Origin of the sequence: Bradyrhizobium sp. URHA0013 (assembly GCF_000518345.1) — a bacterium.
Taxonomy (GTDB): domain Bacteria; phylum Pseudomonadota; class Alphaproteobacteria; order Rhizobiales; family Xanthobacteraceae; genus Bradyrhizobium.
The window spans coordinates 596741-613467 of the sequence record NZ_KI912426.1 but is presented as its reverse complement, the minus strand read 5'-3'; the positions used below and the strand labels follow the sequence as shown (position 1 = coordinate 613467).

The following is a 16727-nucleotide window of genomic DNA, read 5'->3' as shown; positions in this document are numbered from 1 at the left end:
ACCCAGGGTCCGCACGCGAAAAACGCACGCGGGGGTGACCACAGGTGATGCCGGAACATCCGGCCTTCCCTGCGCAATGGTTTTACGGCTTATGGCGCGCTCTCCCCGGGGAGCGATGCACTATTGCCCCCGTCGCCTTGCGGATGATCGATGCGCGCACCCGGTCGGGCCGCACATAACCGCAAGCCTTGACGCACAGACCCCGGGCGTCAGGACCACACGCTTTTGCCGTCCGCGGACGTCCCTCCCCGGACATCCGGAAGCTTGCGCGTGCTCGCTCCCGAAGCCGAAAAGAAACGCTGTGACCGCGCCGGGTCGTTCGCGCAGATCGCGATGGCTCACAAGCGTAGCCCGCCCTGCCACCTCGTCACGCGCCGGCGCTGCCGCGTCCATCGCATCCCGGCTCACGTATCGTGACGATCGCGAAACGCCCTTTTAGCGGGCCGGGATGTCTTGCGGTTTACCCGAAGCCGTGAATTCGGTGAGTCAGAATATTTATCGGTGCCACTCCTTGACCTGCCTGTAGTGTGTTTTGGCGTCGGAAGACCGTGGGCGTAGTAGTCACCATGGGAGCCGAATGTTTCTTCAGCCGACCTCTGCAGGTTCGAATGCCAACCAGAGAGCTTCAACTTCGTGACTCTGTCGTGCAGCCGGGCGAAAGAGCCGTATCTCGATCGGGATTACGGACTTGGCATCGCCGGCCGCGACCAGCGAACCCGCCTTGATGTCGTCTTCGGCCAACGTTCGCGGAAGCCAGGCGACACCGTCTCCGGACCTGACCATCGATAGCAGCGTCGCGGCGAGATGCGACGTGAAGATCTTCTTCAGGTCTCTTTTCGCTAACTGACTTGCAACGATACGGCCCAGCCCTGACTGCGGGCTGTAGGCCAAGTAGGGGATGGTCTCGTCGCTCTGCAGCGACCACCGCGGCTTCCGGCCGGTGCCCGCTGCGCTGAGCGGAAGTAGCGTGTCGGTCCCTACGACAATGCTCTTGAATTGCCTGGTATCGAGCCGGCTGCCCATGCTGCGGTGGTAGTGGCACAACAAGAACGACACGTCGCCCCGGAGCATCATCCGCTCGCACGCCAGCATGCTGTCGGAAACCAGATTAAGATTGCCTAAGGCGAGGATCTTCTCGCTGCTCCGGACCCACTTCGGAAAGAACGTGAACGACAATACATGCGTCGCCGCGATCGACAGCGGTCCCACGCCCCGGCCGGCCACTTCGAGGGTCTGGCGGCGCAGTTGGTGAAGCGCTCTGGTCAGGATCTCTGCCTGGCCGTGGAAATGCTCCCCGGCGGGCGTGAGCGTCACGCTGTGCGTCGTGCGAACGAATAGCGGCGCCCCCACCCAGTCCTCCAATGCCCGGATACGCCGGCTGAAGGCCGGCTGGGTGACGTGACGGGCTTCGGCCGCCTTGGAGAAGCTCAAGGTCTCGGAGAGAGCCAGATAGTCCTCAAACCAGATCAGCTCCATCGGTAATGCCAAATCGGCATAACTATTCTCGGCAACAGCATTAGCCTTCTCCCCGCCTGAAGCCTACGGATCGCTGCAGGCTATACAACACCGCAGCAGGACGGAAGTCGTTCCGGACATCGGAGCGGCCCTTTCCAAACAGCTATAGAGGCCGATCCACGGCCCGGCACAGCGCGGCCATCAGGGGAGAAAACATTGAGAAAAGCGTCATCATTCGGACTTTTGAGCGAACTGTATGTGCAGGTCCTCCTTGCCATCCTGCTCGGCGGTTTGGTGGGCTATCTCTGGCCTCAGGTCGGGACGAGCCTTCAGCCGCTCGCCGACGGCTTCATCAAATTGATCAAGATGCTGCTGTCGCCGATCATCTTCGGTACGGTCGTCGTCGGCATAGCCAAGATGAGCGACATCAAGGAAGTCGGCCGGATCGGTGTCAAGTCGCTGATCTACTTCGAGGTCGTCTCGACACTGGCCTTGGTGATCGGCCTGGTCGTCGTCAACGTGATCAAGCCAGGCGTTGGCATGAACATCGACGCCAGCCACATCGATGCGGGATCGATCTCGGCCTACGTAAAGGCCGCTGACGGCAACCACGGTTTCGTGCAGTTCCTACTCGACATCATCCCGACCACGATCGTGGAGGCCTTCGCCAAGGGAATGATGCTGCAGGTCATCCTGATTTCGGTGCTGATCGGCATCGCCATGGTTCAACTCGGCGATTACGGCAAGCCGCTGGTGAACGTGATCGACATCCTGCTGCACGCCCTGTTCCGGATCGTGGCCATGGTGATGCGCCTCGCCCCGCTAGGAGCCGGGGCTGGGGTCGCGTTCACGATCGGGAAGTACGGGATCGCGACGCTCTGGTCGCTCGGCTATCTGATGCTCGGTGTCTACGTCACCACCATTCTCTTCGTCGTCGTGGTGCTCGGCGGCATCGCGACGTGGGCCGGTTTTTCGCTGCCGCAGTTCTTCCGTTACTTCAAGGACGAGATCCTCATCGTCCTGGGCACCTGCTCGACCGAAGCGGTGATGCCGCAGATGCTGGTCAAACTCGAACGGCTCGGTTGCGACAAGACCGTCGTCGGCATGGTGCTGCCCACCGGCTACACGTTCAATGCCGACGGAACGTCGATCTACCTTTCCATGGCCGCCATCTTCGTAGCCCAGGCGACGAACACCGATCTTTCCCTCGGCGACCAGATTGTCCTGCTGGGCGTGCTTCTCCTGACGTCGAAGGGATCCGCTGGCGTCGCTGGCGCCGGATTCGTGACGCTCGCCGCGACCCTCTCTTCGATCCACACCGTTCCCGTAGCCGGGCTCGTTCTACTGCTCGGCGTCGATCGCTTCATGAACGAAGCCCGCGCCGTGACCAACCTGATCGGCAACGGGATCGCGACGATCGCGATCGCCAAGTGGGACGGCGCCTTTGACCAGAAGCAGGCAGCGGAGGCCATGCGCCTTCATGGCAAGGAGCCCATCACAGGCGAATACGAACTTCCCGAGACAACCCACTAACCCGAGTCAGCAACTTAAAACGGAGAATGCCGATGCGTATCGTAGATGTCGTCGAGGCGACCAAGCCAATCTCGTCACCGATCCGGAATGCCTACATCGATTTCTCGAAGATGACGTCCAGCCTCGTCGCCGTCGTAACCGACGTCGTCCGCGACGGGCGGCGAGTGATCGGCTACGGCTTCAATTCGAACGGCCGCTACGGTCAGGGCGGACTGATCCGGGAGCGCTTTCGCGACCGCATTCTGGAAGCCGAACCCGTCAGCCTGCTGAACGACGACGGTACCAATCTCGATCCGCATCGCATCTGGGCGAAGATGATGTCGAACGAGAAGCCCGGCGGTCACGGCGAGCGTTCCGTGGCCGTCGGAACGCTCGATATGGCAATCTGGGATGCGACCGCAAAAATCGCCGGCAAGCCACTTTTCCGCCTGCTGGCCGAAATGAAGGGCAAGGAGGCCAACCCGCGGGTCTTCGTCTACGCTGCCGGCGGCTACTACTATCCCGGCAAGGACAACTCCGCATTGCAGGCAGAAATGCGCGGCTATCTAGACCGCGGCTACAACGTCGTGAAGATGAAGATCGGTGGCGCGTCGATCGACGAGGACCGCGGCCGCATCGAGGCCGTGCTCAAGGAAATCGGGTCGCAGGCCAAGCTCGCCGTCGATGCCAACGGCCGCTTCGATCTCGAGACCGGCATCGCCTATGCCAAAATGCTGCGCCAGTACCCGCTGTTCTGGTATGAGGAGATTGGCGATCCGCTCGACTACGCCCTCCAGGCCGCCGTCGCCGAATTCTATCCCGGTCCGATGGCCACGGGCGAGAACCTGTTTTCGCATCAAGACGCTCGCAACCTGCTCCGCTACGGCGGCATGCGCCCGGACCGCGACTGGCTGCAGTTCGACTGTGCCTTGTCATACGGTCTCGTCGAATATCTCCGGACCCTGGACGTCCTAGCCCAACACGGTTGGTCGCCGTCGCGCTGCATCCCGCACGGTGGTCACCAGATGTCGTTGAACATCGCCGCCGGTCTAGGGCTCGGCGGCAACGAGAGCTACCCGGACCTCTTCCAGCCCTACGGTGGATTCCCGGATTCGGTCCGGGTTCAGGACGGTCACATCGTCATGCCGAACATTCCGGGCATCGGCTTCGAGGGCAAGTCGGATCTCATCAAGGTCATGCGCGAACTGGCGGAATAGGCCGGCTGCAAAGAGTTGCTCCGGATTGGTTGCGGCGCCCTTACCGCCCATCGCGGTGACCCTGTTGCTGTAGAGTTTGTTCCTCGTCGTCTTCCCGTCAAATCATGCTCGCCATGCCGAGCGCGCGAAGGAGGTCGTTCTGAATCGGGGCGACGGCCTCGTTCAGCCGCTGGACACCGAAATCCATGCCTTCGGGCATCACGACCGTCCGCAGAGGCCGCCGTTCCGTGGCCTCGACCAGATGCGCGATCGCATTCGCGACGCGCTGGGGCTGTGGCGGATTCTGCGGATCGTTTCCATCGTTGGAGTGCTGCTTGATCTGACCCGGGATCGCCGCGACATCGCCATAGGTTTTCAGCACGACGTGGTCGGAGGGTTCGGGGCTGGATGGAAGAAGGTTGCTCGGGAACGGGCCTGGCTCGACGATGACCGAATCGACGCCGAAGCTCGAAAGCTCGTAGCGGTAGGCTTCCGCGAGGGCTTCGAGCGCGAACTTGCTGGCGGAATAGACACCGAAGAACGGGAAGACCACCCGACCCATGAGCGACGTGACATGGATGAGGACGCCGCCGCCGGCGGCCCGCATGTGCGGCAGAACGGCGCGATCGGTGCGAACGGCGCCGAAGAAGTTCACGGCGAACTGCGCTTCGATATCCTTGACCGTATAGGCTTCCGTGACGCCCACGGGCATCATTCCCGCGTTGTTGATCAGGGCATCGACCCTGCCGTGCTGCCGGACGACATCCGCGATCGCGGCGTTGACGGATTGCTCGTCGGCAACGTCCATCTCCAGAACCTGGAGCGCACGCCCTTCGGCCTTTGCCGCTTCGACAAGCTCGTCGCGAACACGGCTATTTCTTCCTGCGACGTCGCGCATGGCAGCAACCACCTTGTGACCCCGCCTTGCGAGCTCCGAGGCGGTGAGTTTCCCAAAACCACTGCTCGCACCCGTCACAATCACAACTTTTCCGCTCATCTCACGATCTTTCTCTCAAATCCAAGGAACGACGGAACCTATAGACAGACCTGTATGTCTTTGCAATCCGTAAATTGACAGAATAGTCTGTCCAGTGACGCAAACGGCTCGGTTAAGGACGATCGATGGGCACGCTGCTTGATTTCGTGGACGTGGATATTCAACCGCTCGATGCGCTCGCCCCGCGCGAGCGCATTTTGAAGACGGCGTCAGATCTGTTTTACCGGTTCAGCATCAACTCTGTCGGAATCGACCGGCTCATCGCCGAAAGCGGCGTGGCCAAGATGACGTTCTACAAGCACTTTCCCTCGAAGGCCGACCTCATCGCCACCTACCTGCGCTACAAGAGCGCCGTCTGGTTTCAGATGCTTTCGACCTCCACCGAGCGAGCCGGTCTCACGCCAGTGGAGCGCGTTCTCGCTGTTTTCGACGCACTCGAACAACCGCTCCTTGCGCCTTCATTCCGCGGCTGTCCGTTCGCGAAAGGAATGGCCGAATTCGGCCCGGAGGCAAACTCCCCGGACGTAGAGGCGACCATCGCAGCGTATTTTACAAAGTTGCACGGCTTCGTTGCGTCACTCATTGAGCCCTTGGCATTGAGCAAACCCGAAAGGGCCGTGATCCAGATCCTGTCGCTGTTCGAAGGCTCGCTCGTGATCGCACAGTCAACGCGTGATCCCGCCATCGTCCAGGCTAACCGCGAGGCAGCCAGAGTGTTGCTGGAAAACGGGATCGCCTCGTCGTCCTGATCCGTAGCCCTTGCGAAACCCATCATGCTTCGTCATCGGCGGCCGGTTTGATGGGTTTCGCTGGCGCTCTACTCATCCTACGCGCTCAAGCTAAGCGCCGTCTGAATGCGCTTGGTGCAGCCAAAATTTGCAATCTTGGTACTGGATTCATGACCAGGCGCGACGCATCTAGCTGCTAGTACCGCGACCGAAGCGAACCCGATCGGCAGTCTCAATACGAGCCGGTCAATGCAGACAGCGCAGATCGCGGACACTTCCACACCGCCCGGCAGTTTGTAGATAGCCTTTGTGCTTACGCTGCCAGCAACAGTTGCATCAAGAGACAATGACCGAGGAGGTAATCCCATGAAGGCGATCGTTGTAACGGAACGGGCCGCGGGAACGGCCGGGATGAAGCTGGTGGACCGGCCCGAGCCGCAGGCATCGATAAACGACGTCGTCGTTCAGGTTCATGCGTCGGGATTTGTTCCGACCGAGTTGACGTGGCCCTCGACCTGGACAGATCGCCTCGAGCGTGACCGAACGCCGTCGATCCCTGGGCATGAGTTGGCTGGAGTGGTTACCGCTCTCGGATATGGCACTACGGGGTTGTCGGTAGGACAGCGGGTGTTTGGCCTCGCGGACTGGTATCGCGACGGCACACTGGCCGAGTATGTGGCGATCGAGGCACGCAATCTCGCGCCGCTCCCGGGCGACGTCGACTTCACGGTGGGCGCAAGCCTGCCGGTCTCGGGCCTAACCGCGTGGCAAGGGCTGTTCCAGCATGGCCGTCTCCAGGCGGGGCAGAGCGTCCTCGCACACGGCGCGGCCGGCGCAGTCGGGTCGATGGTGACGCAACTCGCACGAGAGGCCGGCGCCTACGTCATCGGCTCTGGACGCGCCGCCGACCGTCAGACAGTGCTCGACTTCGGCGCGAAGGAGTTCGTCGACCTCGACAACGATGCCCTGGAAGACATCGGCAAAGTCGACTTGGTGTTCGATGTCATCGGCGGTGACATCCAGAAGCGGTCCGCAGGATTGATTGGAGTCGGAGGAACACTGGTCACCATCGTCGGGCCCGCAGAGACGCGGCCCTCCGATGGCCTGGCGGTCGACTTCGTCGTCGAGTCCGATCGTGCCCAACTGAGTGAGATCGTCCAGCGGGTGCGGGACGGACGACTGCGGACGAATATCGGCAACATCTCGATCTTCGACGATGCGGTCACCGCCTTAAACCCGACCAGGCGACGCAAGGGGAATACGATCATTCGCGTTCGTCCCTGAGAGAGCATGCCCATTGATGCACGCAGCGTGCAGGATGGGCTGAGCCCTTGCGAAACCCATCATGTTTCGTCATTGGGGGACAGTTTGATGGGTTTCGCTCACGCTCTACCCCATCCTACGAGCTTAGTTGGTCCTCAAGCTCCCGGATGTGCTTCGCGGTCCGCATTAAACGTGATCACCACTCCGATCTCGGGACAATAGTGACGCTTACCAGTGGTGATGGTGCCGCCAGCCATAGTGATGGCCTCGGCCTCTGCCCCAGCCGTAATGATGACCACGGCCGCCGCGATGACCCCAGCCGTGGCCACCGCCATGTCCGTGGCCGCCCTTGACCTCGATGGTGTCAGTCTGAGACGCGCCCAGTGCGTCCGGCTTGGCAACGGGCATCGCCGAAGCAGAGGGTGAGGGGATTAGAGCAACTGACCCCGCCACAAAGCCGATCAAACAAAGCCACTTCATGCAATCGCCTCCCGATAAGAATGAACCAAGGGCCAGCCGCGGCACATTGCGGCCGCGTTCGCGCCCGCTCGTCAACAATGAAGCCGGGAAAAAGTTGCAATGAAACGTGACGCATTGCGGTTTCGCTGGCGCTCTACCCATCCCACGACCCGAGCAAGCGCCTCGTCCTTCGAGACGACCGCTTCGCGGTCTCCTCAGGATAAGGCTGAGCTGCGTCGGGATTTGTTGCAGGTGCAGCCACTTGTTCCGCCCTCATCCCGAGGGCCCGCCAACGGCGGGCGTCTCGAAGGATGTGCCGCGGGGACGCTTACGACTCCCCTAGGCCGGCACGATCACCTTGCCGATCGGCCAGAGCGCGATGCCCGCGAGCTTGAGGTGGGCCCAAGCGAAGGGAATGCCGATGATGGTGATCGCGAGGGCCAGGGCGGTGAGGAGGTGGCCAAGCGCCAGCCACCAGCCGGCCAGCACGAACCAGATGATGTTGCCGATCACCCCGAGCGGGCCGGTGCCGATATCTTCGACACCGGTGACCTCATAGCGGTTGACCGCCCGGGAGCCGAACGGCATCAGCGTGTAGACCGCGATGTTGAACGCGGCCCGCGCCCAGGGCAGGCCGACGATGGTGATCGCCATGATGACCGCGGCGACCAGCCAGCCGAGCGCCATCCAGGCGCCGCCGATGAGAATCCAGAGCAGGTTGAGCAGGATGGAAACGGGAGCCATGGGATGATCCGCGAGACGATGATCCCGCCTATATAGGCTCGGAATCCGTCCCTGCCAGGATGGTATCGACGCACGCAAAGCGTAGATCGACCGCTAGATCTTCCGCCCCGCCTGCTCCCAATAGGGATCGCGCAGGCGGCGCTTGAAGATCTTGCCGGAATCTTCGCGCGGCAGCCCGGTGCGGATCTCGATGTGTTTTGGCACCTTGTAGTCGGCGAGCGACGCCTTCAGCTGCGCGCGGATATCGCCGGCGTTGAGCGCGATGCCCGGCTGTGGCTCGACCACGGCCATCAGCGCTTCGCCGAACTCGGCATCGGGGATGCCGAACACCGCGCAATCATGCACGCCGGGCACCGCGTGCAGAACCGACTCGATCTCGGCCGGGTAAATGTTGACGCCGCCCGAGATCACCATGTCGCGCTTGCGATCGCAGATGAAGACGTAGCCCTCTTCGTCGATATAGCCGACGTCGCCCGAGGTGATGAAGCCGTCGCGATCGATCTCGGCGCGCTTCTCCGGCTTGTTGTGGTAGGTGAAATCGGCCATCCCGGCCATGCGCGAATAGATCTCGCCGATCTCGCCTACGCCCAGCACGCGTCCGTCATCGCCGATGAAGCGCAGCTCGGCGCCGGGCGATATTTTGCCGACGGTGCCGGGCTTCCTCAGCGCGTCCTCGGAGGTCGCGAAGGTGACGGCGCTGGATTCGGTCGAGCCGTAGAATTCGTAGATCACCGGCCCCCACCATTCGATCATGGCGCGCTTGACGTCCGCCGGACAGGGTGCTGCGGCATGGATGATATGGCGGAGCGAGGAGACGTCGTATTTCTTGCGCACCTCCTCCTGCAGCTTCATCAGGCGGATGAACATGGTCGGCACCATGAAGATGGTGTCGATTTTGTAGCGCTCGATCAGCCCGAGAAATTCCTCGGGCTCGAACCGCGGCATCAGCACCAGTGCGCCGCCGAGCTTGCCGGCGCGAATGCCGAACGAGTTCGGCGCGGAGTGATAGAGCGGACCCGGCAGGATCGTGCGGGCGCCGGGCTTGAGCCCGTAGATCATCGCGCGCATGCGCTCGCCGGCAGCCGCCTGCTCCGGCGTCGGCGCGTTGCGCCGTACGCCCTTGGGGTGGCCTGTCGTGCCCGAGGTGTAGATCATGTTCATGGGCTGCGGCACGATCGGGCCGTCATAGGGCTGGTGCTCTACGAGCCAGGATTCGAAATCGATCGCGAGGTCCGGCGTCTTCAGATGATCGGGATCGATCTTGTAGCTGGACAGGATCTCCGGCGGCGTCGGCACGCTGAGCACGGTGACGCCTTTCGGGATCGCATCGCGCAGAGCATGCAGCATGTCGGCATGGCCAATCAGCACGGACGTGCCGGTGTCGTTCAGGATGTAATTGATCTCCTCCGGCTTGAAGTGCCAGTTGATCGGTACGCCATAGGCGCCCAGCCGCATCGCTGCATAGGCAGCTTCGATGAAGGCGATATCGTTGCGCATCAGCATGCAGACGCAATCGCCCTGCCTGACGCCGATCTGGCTGAGGCCGGCGGCGATGCGGTCGGCGCGATCAGCGACCTCGGCATGGGAGCGGCTGCGCTCGCCGGAGACGATGCCGAGGAAATTTGAGGTTTCGCTCATTGTTGTTTTTCTTTGTTGTTTAGCGACGATGTCCGTTACTCGTCATCACCGGGCTTGTCCCGGTGATCCACGTTCTTGCGTGTCGCCTTGGGCCAAGAACGTGGATGGCCGGGACAAGCCCGGCCATGACGGAGAAAGTCGCTAATCCGCAAACTTGGGCGCGCGCTTCTCCAGATTGGCACGCACCGCCTCGGTCTGGTTGGCGCTGCCGATCAACTTCTGCTGCTCGACGGACTCGGCGAGTAGCGCGGGTCCCGGATCGACCGAGAGATTGTTGAGCATGCGTTTCGCGGCGCGGATCGCATCGGGGCTTTTTCCCGCGATCTCGCGCGCGACGTCGAGGGCGCTCGCGCGCGGGTCGTCGCAGATGCGCGTGGCGAGACCGTAAGCCATCGCCTCCTGCGCGGAGAAGATGCGGCCGGTGTAGGTGAGATCGCGCAAGATGTCATCGCGCACGAGCGAGGCCAGGATCGGCGTGCCCGCCATGTCGGGCACCAAGCCCCATTTTATTTCCATCACCGACATCCGCGCATCCGGGGTGAGGAAGCGCATGTCGGCGCCGAGCGCGAGCTGGAAGCCGCCGCCGAAGGCGACGCCCTGGATCGCCGCGATCACGGGGACCGGAAGCTGGCGCCAGCCCCACACCGCCTGTTGCGCGAAATTCGCCTGACCGTGCGTGCGTTTGGTGAGGTCGCGATTTTGGCCACCCGGAATTCCGTTGCCGCCCTTCTCTTTCATGGCGGCAAAACGCCCCATGTCGAGACCGGCGCAGAAGGCGCGGCCCTCGCCGGACAGCACGACGGCGCGCACACCTTTTTCCTTCGAAAGCCGATCGGTTGCAGCGACAAGGGCCTCGAACATGGCCTGATCCAGCGCATTCATCTTGTCCGCGCGCACCAGGCGCACGTCGGCGACGCCTTCCGAGATCGAGATCGAGACGCGCTCTTCCATGGATGATTCTCCCCTGGTTCCCGGCTGTTTTTGTTCGGTGCCGCTTTACAGGACGACGGCGGCCGGATTTAGTCAATCGATCAATTAACCGACAATCACTGCGGGGGAAACAGCCATGTTCAAGGAAAATCTTCTGGCGGGACGGCGCATCCTCGTGACCGGCGGCGGCACCGGGCTCGGCAAGTCGATGGCGGCGCGCTTTCTCCAGCTCGGCGCCGAAGTGCACATCTGCGGCCGGCGCAAGATCGTCTGCGACGAGACCGCGACCGAGCTGATGGCCGAGTATGGCGGCCGCGTCACGAGCCACGGCGTCGATATTCGCAACGCGCTCGCGGTCGAGGAGATGATCGAAACCATCTTTCGCGACGGCCCCCTCACCGACCTCATCAACAACGCCGCCGGGAATTTCATCTCGCGCAGCGAGGAGCTGTCGCCGCGCGGCTTCGATGCGGTCGCCAACATCGTCATGCACGGCACGTTCTACGTGACGCATGCGGTCGGCAAGCGCTGGATCGCGTTGAAGCAGCCCGGCAACGTCGTCTCGATCACCACGACCTGGGTGCGCAACGGCTCGCCTTACGTGGTGCCGTCGGCGATGAGCAAGTCCGCGATCCATGCGATGACGATGTCGCTCGCCACCGAATGGGGCCGCTACGGCATCCGGCTGAACACGATCGCGCCGGGCGAGATCCCGACCGAGGGCATGAGCAAGCGCATCAAGCCGGGCGACGAAGCCGGCGCGCGCACCAAGGCGATGAACCCGATGGGTCGCGTCGGCACCATGGAGGAATTGCAGAACGTCGCCGTGTTCCTGATCTCCGGCGGCTGCGACTGGATCTCCGGCGAGACCATCGCCATGGACGGCGCGCAGGCGCTCGCGATGGGCGGCAATTTCTACCAGCTCCGCGACTGGAGCGACGACGACTGGAAAACCGCGCGCGAGAGCATCATGGCGCAGAACGAGAAGGATCGTGCGAAGCGGGGGTAATTGCTGTCGTCCCGGCGAAGGCCGGGACCCATACACACCAAATCGGCGAAGATTGGTCATGACCCAGTCTTCGCCAAATTGCGTTTGATGGTTATGGGTCCCGGCCTTCGCCGGGACGACAATGTTGAAGCCATGGCGTGCCTTCCCCCGTCTTGTCTTCCCCTGCGGATGACGCCACACTCCGCGACATAAGAACAAGACGATATGGGAGAAACATGACCACACAGCCATTGGCCAATCTCGCCGACATGGTGCGCGAGCGCGCGACGAGCCGCGGCAACGCGATCGCCTTCGAGTTCGAGGGGCGCACCACCAGCTTTGCCGAATTCGACATCAAGACGAATAAAGTGGCCAATGCGCTGATCGCGATGGGCGTGAGACGCGGCGAGCGCATCGCCTATCTCGGCAAGAACAGCGACATCTATTTCGAGCTGCTGATGGGCGCCATGAAGGCCGGCGTGGTGATGGCGCCGGTGAACTGGCGGCTCGCGGGCCCGGAGGTCGCCTTCATCGTTGGCGACTGCAAGGCGCCGGTGCTGTTCGTCGGGCCCGAGTTCATCACCCACGTCCGCCAGATCAGGGACCAGTTGCCGGACGTGCGCAGCGTCATCACCACCGAAGGCGGCGCGCCGGAATGGCAGGATTTTGCCGCTTGGCGCGACGCGCAGAGCGGCGACGACCCGAAGGTGCCGATCGCCGCCCGGGACATCGCGATCCAGCTCTACACGTCGGGTACGACGGGCAAGCCGAAGGGCGCGATGCTGTCGCATGCGAACTTCCTCAACCTCGTGCAAACCGGCAATGCCGAGGACAAGCCCGAGTGGAACCGGTGGTCGACCGACGATGTGTCGCTGGTCGCGATGCCGATCTTCCATATCGGCGGCTCCGGCTGGGGCGTGATGGGGCTCTATCACTGCGCCCGCGGCGTGATCGCGCGCGAGTTCGATCCGACAAAAGTGCTGGATTTTTTCGAACAGTCCGGCATCACCAAGCTGTTCATGGTGCCCGCGGCGATGCAGTTCGTGGTGCGTCAACCCCGCGCCAAAACGGTCGATTTCTCGCGGTTGAAATACATGCTCTATGGCGCCTCGCCGATCCCGGCGGCGTTGCTGAAGGAATGCATCGAGATCTTCAGATGCGGCTTCGTGCAGATGTACGGCATGACCGAGACCACCGGCACCATCGTCGCGCTGCCGCCGGAGGATCATATCGAGGGGCTGGAGCGGATGCGCTCGGCCGGCAAGGCGCTGCCGGGCGTCGAGATCGCGATCCTCGATGTGGACGGCAAGCCGCTGCCGCCGCGCGAGGTCGGCGAGATCGCGACACGCTCGGGCTCCAACATGGCAGGCTATTGGAACCTGCCGGAAGCGACCGCCGCGACGCTACGCGGCGACGGCTGGCTGCGCACCGGCGACGCCGGCTACATGGACGAGGACGGCTATCTCTACATCCACGATCGCATCAAGGACATGATCATCTCCGGCGGGGAGAACATCTACCCGGCCGAGGTCGAGAGCGCGCTGTGCGATCATCCTGACGTCGCCGAGGCCGCCGTGATCGGCATACCCGACGACAAATGGGGCGAGGCGGTGAAGGCCGTCGTGGTGATGAAGCCCGGCAAGCAAGCGACCGCAAGCGATATCATCAACTTCACCCGCGAGCGCATCGCCGGCTTCAAGACGCCCAAGAGCGTGGAGTTCTTGCCTGCATTGCCGCGCAATCCGTCAGGCAAGATCTTGCGGCGGCAGTTGAGGGAGCCGTACTGGGCAGGGAAGGATAGAAGGGTCAATTAGGCTCGCTTTGAGAAGCGATCGTGCAATCGGGAGCTCCGTCCATGGCGGCATCTCTGGATTGCTTCGCTTCGCTCGCAATGACGGTGTGGAGGCAGATGCGCGCCTCTCTGCTCCGTCATTGCGAGGAGCCCTTGCGACGAAGCAATCCAGACCGTCTCTCTGGAAAGACTTTGGATCGCTCCGCTCGCGACAATCCTCTAGTGCTTCCCGGGCCCCATATAACCGAACAAAAATCCCGCTACTTTGCGGATCTGGATCTCCTCGCTGCCCTCGGTGATGCGATAGCGGCGGTGGTGGCGGTAGATGTGCTCGAACGGCTTGTGGCGTGAATAGCCCATGCCGCCATGGACCTGCATGGCGCGGTCGGCGGATTCGCAACAGAGGCGGTTTGCCCAATAGTTGCACATCGAGACGCGGTCGGAGAGCGTGCGCTCGATCTGCTCCTCGGTGAGCTTGTCCATCTCCCAGGCGGTCTTGCGGATCAACAGGCGCAGCATCTCGGCCTGCGTCGCCAGCTCGACCAGCGGGAACTGGATGGCCTGGTTCTCGGCCAGCGCCTTGCCGAACGGTTTACGCTCACGCGCATATTTCACGCTCTGGTTGATGCAGTAGACCGCCGCGCCGAGCGAGCTCGCTGCCTGCCGGATCCGGTTCTGATGGACAAAACATTGCGCCAGAGACAGGCCGCGGCCGACCTCGCCGAACAGCGCGTCCTCGGGAACGAACACGTCGGTGAAGCTGACGCGGGGATGATCGGTCGGCATGTTGAAGGTCCACATGTACTCTTCGATCTTCACGCCATGGCTCTTGGCTGGAACCAGGAAGCAGGTGATGCCGCGCGCATCGCCGTCATTGCCCGAGGTCCGCGCGAACAGTGCGCAGTGGGTGGCGACGTGCATGCCGGTGGTCCACATCTTCTCGCCGTTGATGATCCAGCCCTTGACGTTGTCGCGGGTCGCCGGCACCGCGCGCGTTTCCATGTGGGTGGCGTCGGAGCCATGATTTGGCTCGGTCAGGCCGAAGGTGATGCGGTACTTGCCCTTGATGGAGCCATCGATCATCGCCTTCTGGTCGTCGCGCCCATAGCGATCCAGCATGGTCGCGACAGGGAAATTGCCAACGATGGAGTGCTCGTTCTGGAGATCGTTGTGCAGACCGAGCCCCTTGGCTGCAAAGTGCTCGCGGATGACGGCCATCCAGAGGTTGGAGCCATCCTTGCCGCCATATTGCTTCGGCACCGGAAAGCGCAGATGGCCGGCGGCGTCCGCGAGATCCTTGGCCTTGCGCAGCAGCGCTTCCCATTCGTGGCGTGGCAGCCCGCCATTCTCGAAATCGGTGCGCGCCCATTCGCGGCGATGATCGAAGAAGCGGATGTTGTCGTCGGCTTCCTCCAGCGGCTTGATCTCGCGTTCGATGAAACGGTCGAGCTCTGCGAGATAGGCGACGAGATCGGCAGGCAATGAGAAATCCACGGCTCTCTCCCGGGTGTCTTTTCGTTTTGTGTTAAGGCGCTGGGCGCAGCTTTACTTCGCACGATTAAGGTGAGAAGAGCGCCGCCAAGTCAAGCAATGCGAGGCGTGTGAGAGGCGCAAGGCGCGCCCGCGCAATTCGATGGTGTTGAAACGCGCCTGCGCGCTAGTATGGCCGCAATATTCCTTCACGAGAAAATGCGGAGCGACCATGGAGCTGAAGTTCTCAAAGGTGGAACGCAAGGGGCCGATCACGATCGTCACACTGTCGCGGCCCGAGGTCTACAACGCGCTGCACACCGACGCGCATTTCGAGCTGCAAAAGGTATTTGACGATTTCTCCGCCGATCCCGAGCAGTGGATCGCGGTCGTCACCGGTAGCGGCGACAAGGCGTTCTGCGCCGGCAACGATCTGAAGTGGCAGGCGGCCGGCGGCAAGCGCGGCTGGGACAAGGGTGGCTTTGCCGGCCTCACCGCGCGCTTCGACTGCGACAAGCCGATCATTGCCGCGGTCAACGGCGTCGCCATGGGCGGCGGTTTCGAGATCGCGTTGGCCTGCGACCTCATCATTGCCTCGGAGAACGCGACCTTCGCCCTGCCCGAGCCGCGGGTGGGGCTGGCCGCGCTTGCCGGAGGCCTGCACCGGCTGCCGCGCCAGATCGGGTTGAAGCGCGCCATGGGCATGATCCTCACCGCGCGCCATGTCAGCGCCAAGGAGGGCCACGAGCTCGGCTTCGTCAACGAGGTGGTGCCGCAGGGCGAGGCGCTCACGGCCGCGCTGCGCTGGGCCGAGATGATCACCAAGAATTCGCCGATGTCGATCCGCGCCTCGAAGCAGGCGATCCAGAAGGGCCTCGGCGTGTCGCTGGAGCAGGCGATCGAGGAGCAGCGGGAATATCCGGCGGTGAAGGCGATGGTGGCCTCGCAGGACTACATCGAGGGCCCGAAGGCGTTTGCGGAGAAGCGGCCTCCGAAATGGGTGGGGAAGTAGGGCGGTCTCTCTCCGCCCGTCACGACTCCCAACACCACCGGTGTCATGCCCCGGCTTGACCGGGGCATCCAGTACGCCGCGACTTCTCAGCCCAATCACTGCCGTCTCTGGAATACTGGATCGCCCGCCTTCGCGGGCGATGACCGCGGAGAATTAGGCGCCGCTTACCCGTCTCGCCCCAACTCGCGCTTGTACGATGCATAACCCGGCTGGTCGACGGCAAGTTTGTCCATCGTTGTCTGCCACAGATGCTCGGCGAGGCCCGGCGTTGCCAGATCGACCTCGCCTTTGGCGATGCGCTCGGCGAGCGCGCGGTTCAGGTCGGTGACCGAGCCGTCCATGCCGAGCAACCCGCGCAGCCGCGCCACCTCCGCAGCATCGCTCCCCTCCTCCCGCGTCAACTGCCGTGTCACGAGATCGAGGATGTTGATGGCGACGCGCAGCTTGAAGGCCTGGTGGCCGGAGATCAGCGGCGTGATGTCGTTGCGGAGGAAATCGGCGACTGACTTGGTCAGCTCGATCGGGGTCGGCTCGTCCTGCATG

The 16727-nt window shown here is 62.7% G+C and carries 15 protein-coding genes; 7 read left to right on the top strand and 8 right to left on the bottom strand.

Translation table 11 applies throughout. From position 1 onward, the window contains the following. Positions 1–585 precede the first annotated feature (585 nt). Complete coding sequence (locus tag N551_RS0123485) at positions 586–1476, bottom strand: LysR family transcriptional regulator (protein ID WP_027568969.1); 891 nt, start codon at positions 1474–1476, stop codon at positions 586–588. Positions 1477–1713: 237 nt separating this feature from the next. Here N551_RS0123485 and dctA point away from each other — a divergent pair, with 237 nt between their 5' ends. Both dctA and N551_RS0123475 read left to right on the top strand, forming a co-directional pair. Further along, positions 1714–2988 (top strand): C4-dicarboxylate transporter DctA, encoded by a 1275-nt coding sequence (gene dctA, locus N551_RS36185; RefSeq protein ID WP_371180086.1) that lies wholly within the window; start codon positions 1714–1716, stop codon positions 2986–2988. 32 nt (positions 2989–3020) lie between these two features. Continuing rightward, positions 3021–4184 (top strand): mandelate racemase/muconate lactonizing enzyme family protein, encoded by a 1164-nt coding sequence (locus tag N551_RS0123475; RefSeq protein WP_027568968.1) that lies wholly within the window; start codon positions 3021–3023, stop codon positions 4182–4184. A 97-nt stretch (positions 4185–4281) separates the two neighbouring features. Here N551_RS0123475 and N551_RS0123470 read toward each other — a convergent pair whose 3' ends face one another. Next, complete coding sequence (locus N551_RS0123470) at positions 4282–5160, bottom strand: SDR family oxidoreductase (RefSeq protein WP_027568967.1); 879 nt, start codon at positions 5158–5160, stop codon at positions 4282–4284. A gap of 125 nt (positions 5161–5285) precedes the next feature. Here N551_RS0123470 and N551_RS0123465 point away from each other — a divergent pair, with 125 nt between their 5' ends. Further along, positions 5286–5909, top strand: coding sequence for a TetR/AcrR family transcriptional regulator (locus N551_RS0123465; protein ID WP_027568966.1), 624 nt, complete (start codon positions 5286–5288; stop codon positions 5907–5909). A gap of 345 nt (positions 5910–6254) precedes the next feature. Beyond that, positions 6255–7172 (top strand): NADP-dependent oxidoreductase, encoded by a 918-nt coding sequence (locus tag N551_RS0123460; RefSeq protein ID WP_027568965.1) that lies wholly within the window; start codon positions 6255–6257, stop codon positions 7170–7172. A gap of 134 nt (positions 7173–7306) precedes the next feature. Here the strand turns inward: N551_RS0123460 and N551_RS38335 are convergent, their stop codons facing one another. The 4 genes from N551_RS38335 to N551_RS0123440 all read right to left on the bottom strand — a co-directional run bounded on the left by N551_RS38335 (position 7307) and on the right by N551_RS0123440 (position 10943). Further along, positions 7307–7486, bottom strand: a complete 180-nt coding sequence (locus N551_RS38335; RefSeq protein WP_027568964.1) for a hypothetical protein — start codon at positions 7484–7486, stop codon at positions 7307–7309. 463 nt (positions 7487–7949) lie between these two features. After that, a complete protein-coding gene (locus N551_RS0123450) occupies positions 7950–8354 on the bottom strand; it encodes a YccF domain-containing protein (RefSeq protein ID WP_027568963.1) in 405 nt (134 codons plus the stop codon). Between the two features lie 93 nt (positions 8355–8447). After that, positions 8448–9992, bottom strand: coding sequence for an acyl-CoA synthetase (locus N551_RS0123445; RefSeq protein ID WP_027568962.1), 1545 nt, complete (start codon positions 9990–9992; stop codon positions 8448–8450). Positions 9993–10133: 141 nt separating this feature from the next. Then, positions 10134–10943 (bottom strand): crotonase/enoyl-CoA hydratase family protein, encoded by an 810-nt coding sequence (locus N551_RS0123440; RefSeq protein ID WP_027568961.1) that lies wholly within the window; start codon positions 10941–10943, stop codon positions 10134–10136. A gap of 115 nt (positions 10944–11058) precedes the next feature. Here N551_RS0123440 and N551_RS0123435 point away from each other — a divergent pair, with 115 nt between their 5' ends. Continuing rightward, positions 11059–11931, top strand: coding sequence for an SDR family oxidoreductase (locus N551_RS0123435; RefSeq protein WP_027568960.1), 873 nt, complete (start codon positions 11059–11061; stop codon positions 11929–11931). A gap of 215 nt (positions 11932–12146) precedes the next feature. Continuing rightward, positions 12147–13724 carry a fatty acid--CoA ligase gene (locus N551_RS0123430; protein ID WP_027568959.1) on the top strand — a complete coding sequence of 526 codons (1578 nt, stop codon included), beginning with the start codon at positions 12147–12149 and terminating at the stop codon, positions 13722–13724. A 197-nt stretch (positions 13725–13921) separates the two neighbouring features. Here the strand turns inward: N551_RS0123430 and N551_RS0123425 are convergent, their stop codons facing one another. Then, on the bottom strand, positions 13922–15196 hold the full coding sequence (locus tag N551_RS0123425; RefSeq protein ID WP_027568958.1) for an acyl-CoA dehydrogenase family protein: 1275 nt from the start codon (positions 15194–15196) through the stop codon (positions 13922–13924). A 208-nt stretch (positions 15197–15404) separates the two neighbouring features. On the opposite strand from N551_RS0123425, the gene N551_RS0123420 reads away from it, so the two are divergent. Further along, complete coding sequence (locus tag N551_RS0123420; protein WP_027568957.1) at positions 15405–16184, top strand: enoyl-CoA hydratase-related protein; 780 nt, start codon at positions 15405–15407, stop codon at positions 16182–16184. Positions 16185–16348: 164 nt separating this feature from the next. On the opposite strand, the gene N551_RS0123415 is transcribed toward N551_RS0123420, so the two are convergent. Beyond that, positions 16349–16726, bottom strand: a complete 378-nt coding sequence (locus N551_RS0123415) for a DUF6285 domain-containing protein (RefSeq protein ID WP_027568956.1) — start codon at positions 16724–16726, stop codon at positions 16349–16351. Position 16727: the final 1 nt, after the last annotated feature.

Excerpts from the sequence above, each read along its gene's own strand:
- N551_RS0123485 (WP_027568969.1), bottom strand. The coding sequence starts at position 1,476 with ATGGAGCTGATCTGGTTTGAGGACTATCTGGCTCTCTCCGAGACCTTG.
- N551_RS0123475 (WP_027568968.1), top strand. The coding sequence starts at position 3,021 with ATGCGTATCGTAGATGTCGTCGAGGCGACCAAGCCAATCTCGTCACCG.
- N551_RS0123470 (WP_027568967.1), bottom strand. The coding sequence starts at position 5,160 with ATGAGCGGAAAAGTTGTGATTGTGACGGGTGCGAGCAGTGGTTTTGGG.
- N551_RS0123465 (WP_027568966.1), top strand. The coding sequence starts at position 5,286 with ATGGGCACGCTGCTTGATTTCGTGGACGTGGATATTCAACCGCTCGAT.
- N551_RS0123460 (WP_027568965.1), top strand. The coding sequence starts at position 6,255 with ATGAAGGCGATCGTTGTAACGGAACGGGCCGCGGGAACGGCCGGGATG.
- N551_RS38335 (WP_027568964.1), bottom strand. The coding sequence starts at position 7,486 with ATGGCGGTGGCCACGGCTGGGGTCATCGCGGCGGCCGTGGTCATCATT.
- N551_RS0123450 (WP_027568963.1), bottom strand. The coding sequence starts at position 8,354 with ATGGCTCCCGTTTCCATCCTGCTCAACCTGCTCTGGATTCTCATCGGC.
- N551_RS0123445 (WP_027568962.1), bottom strand. The coding sequence starts at position 9,992 with ATGAGCGAAACCTCAAATTTCCTCGGCATCGTCTCCGGCGAGCGCAGC.
- N551_RS0123440 (WP_027568961.1), bottom strand. The coding sequence starts at position 10,943 with ATGGAAGAGCGCGTCTCGATCTCGATCTCGGAAGGCGTCGCCGACGTG.
- N551_RS0123435 (WP_027568960.1), top strand. The coding sequence starts at position 11,059 with ATGTTCAAGGAAAATCTTCTGGCGGGACGGCGCATCCTCGTGACCGGC.
- N551_RS0123430 (WP_027568959.1), top strand. The coding sequence starts at position 12,147 with ATGACCACACAGCCATTGGCCAATCTCGCCGACATGGTGCGCGAGCGC.
- N551_RS0123420 (WP_027568957.1), top strand. The coding sequence starts at position 15,405 with ATGGAGCTGAAGTTCTCAAAGGTGGAACGCAAGGGGCCGATCACGATC.
- N551_RS0123415 (WP_027568956.1), bottom strand. The coding sequence starts at position 16,726 with ATGCAGGACGAGCCGACCCCGATCGAGCTGACCAAGTCAGTCGCCGAT.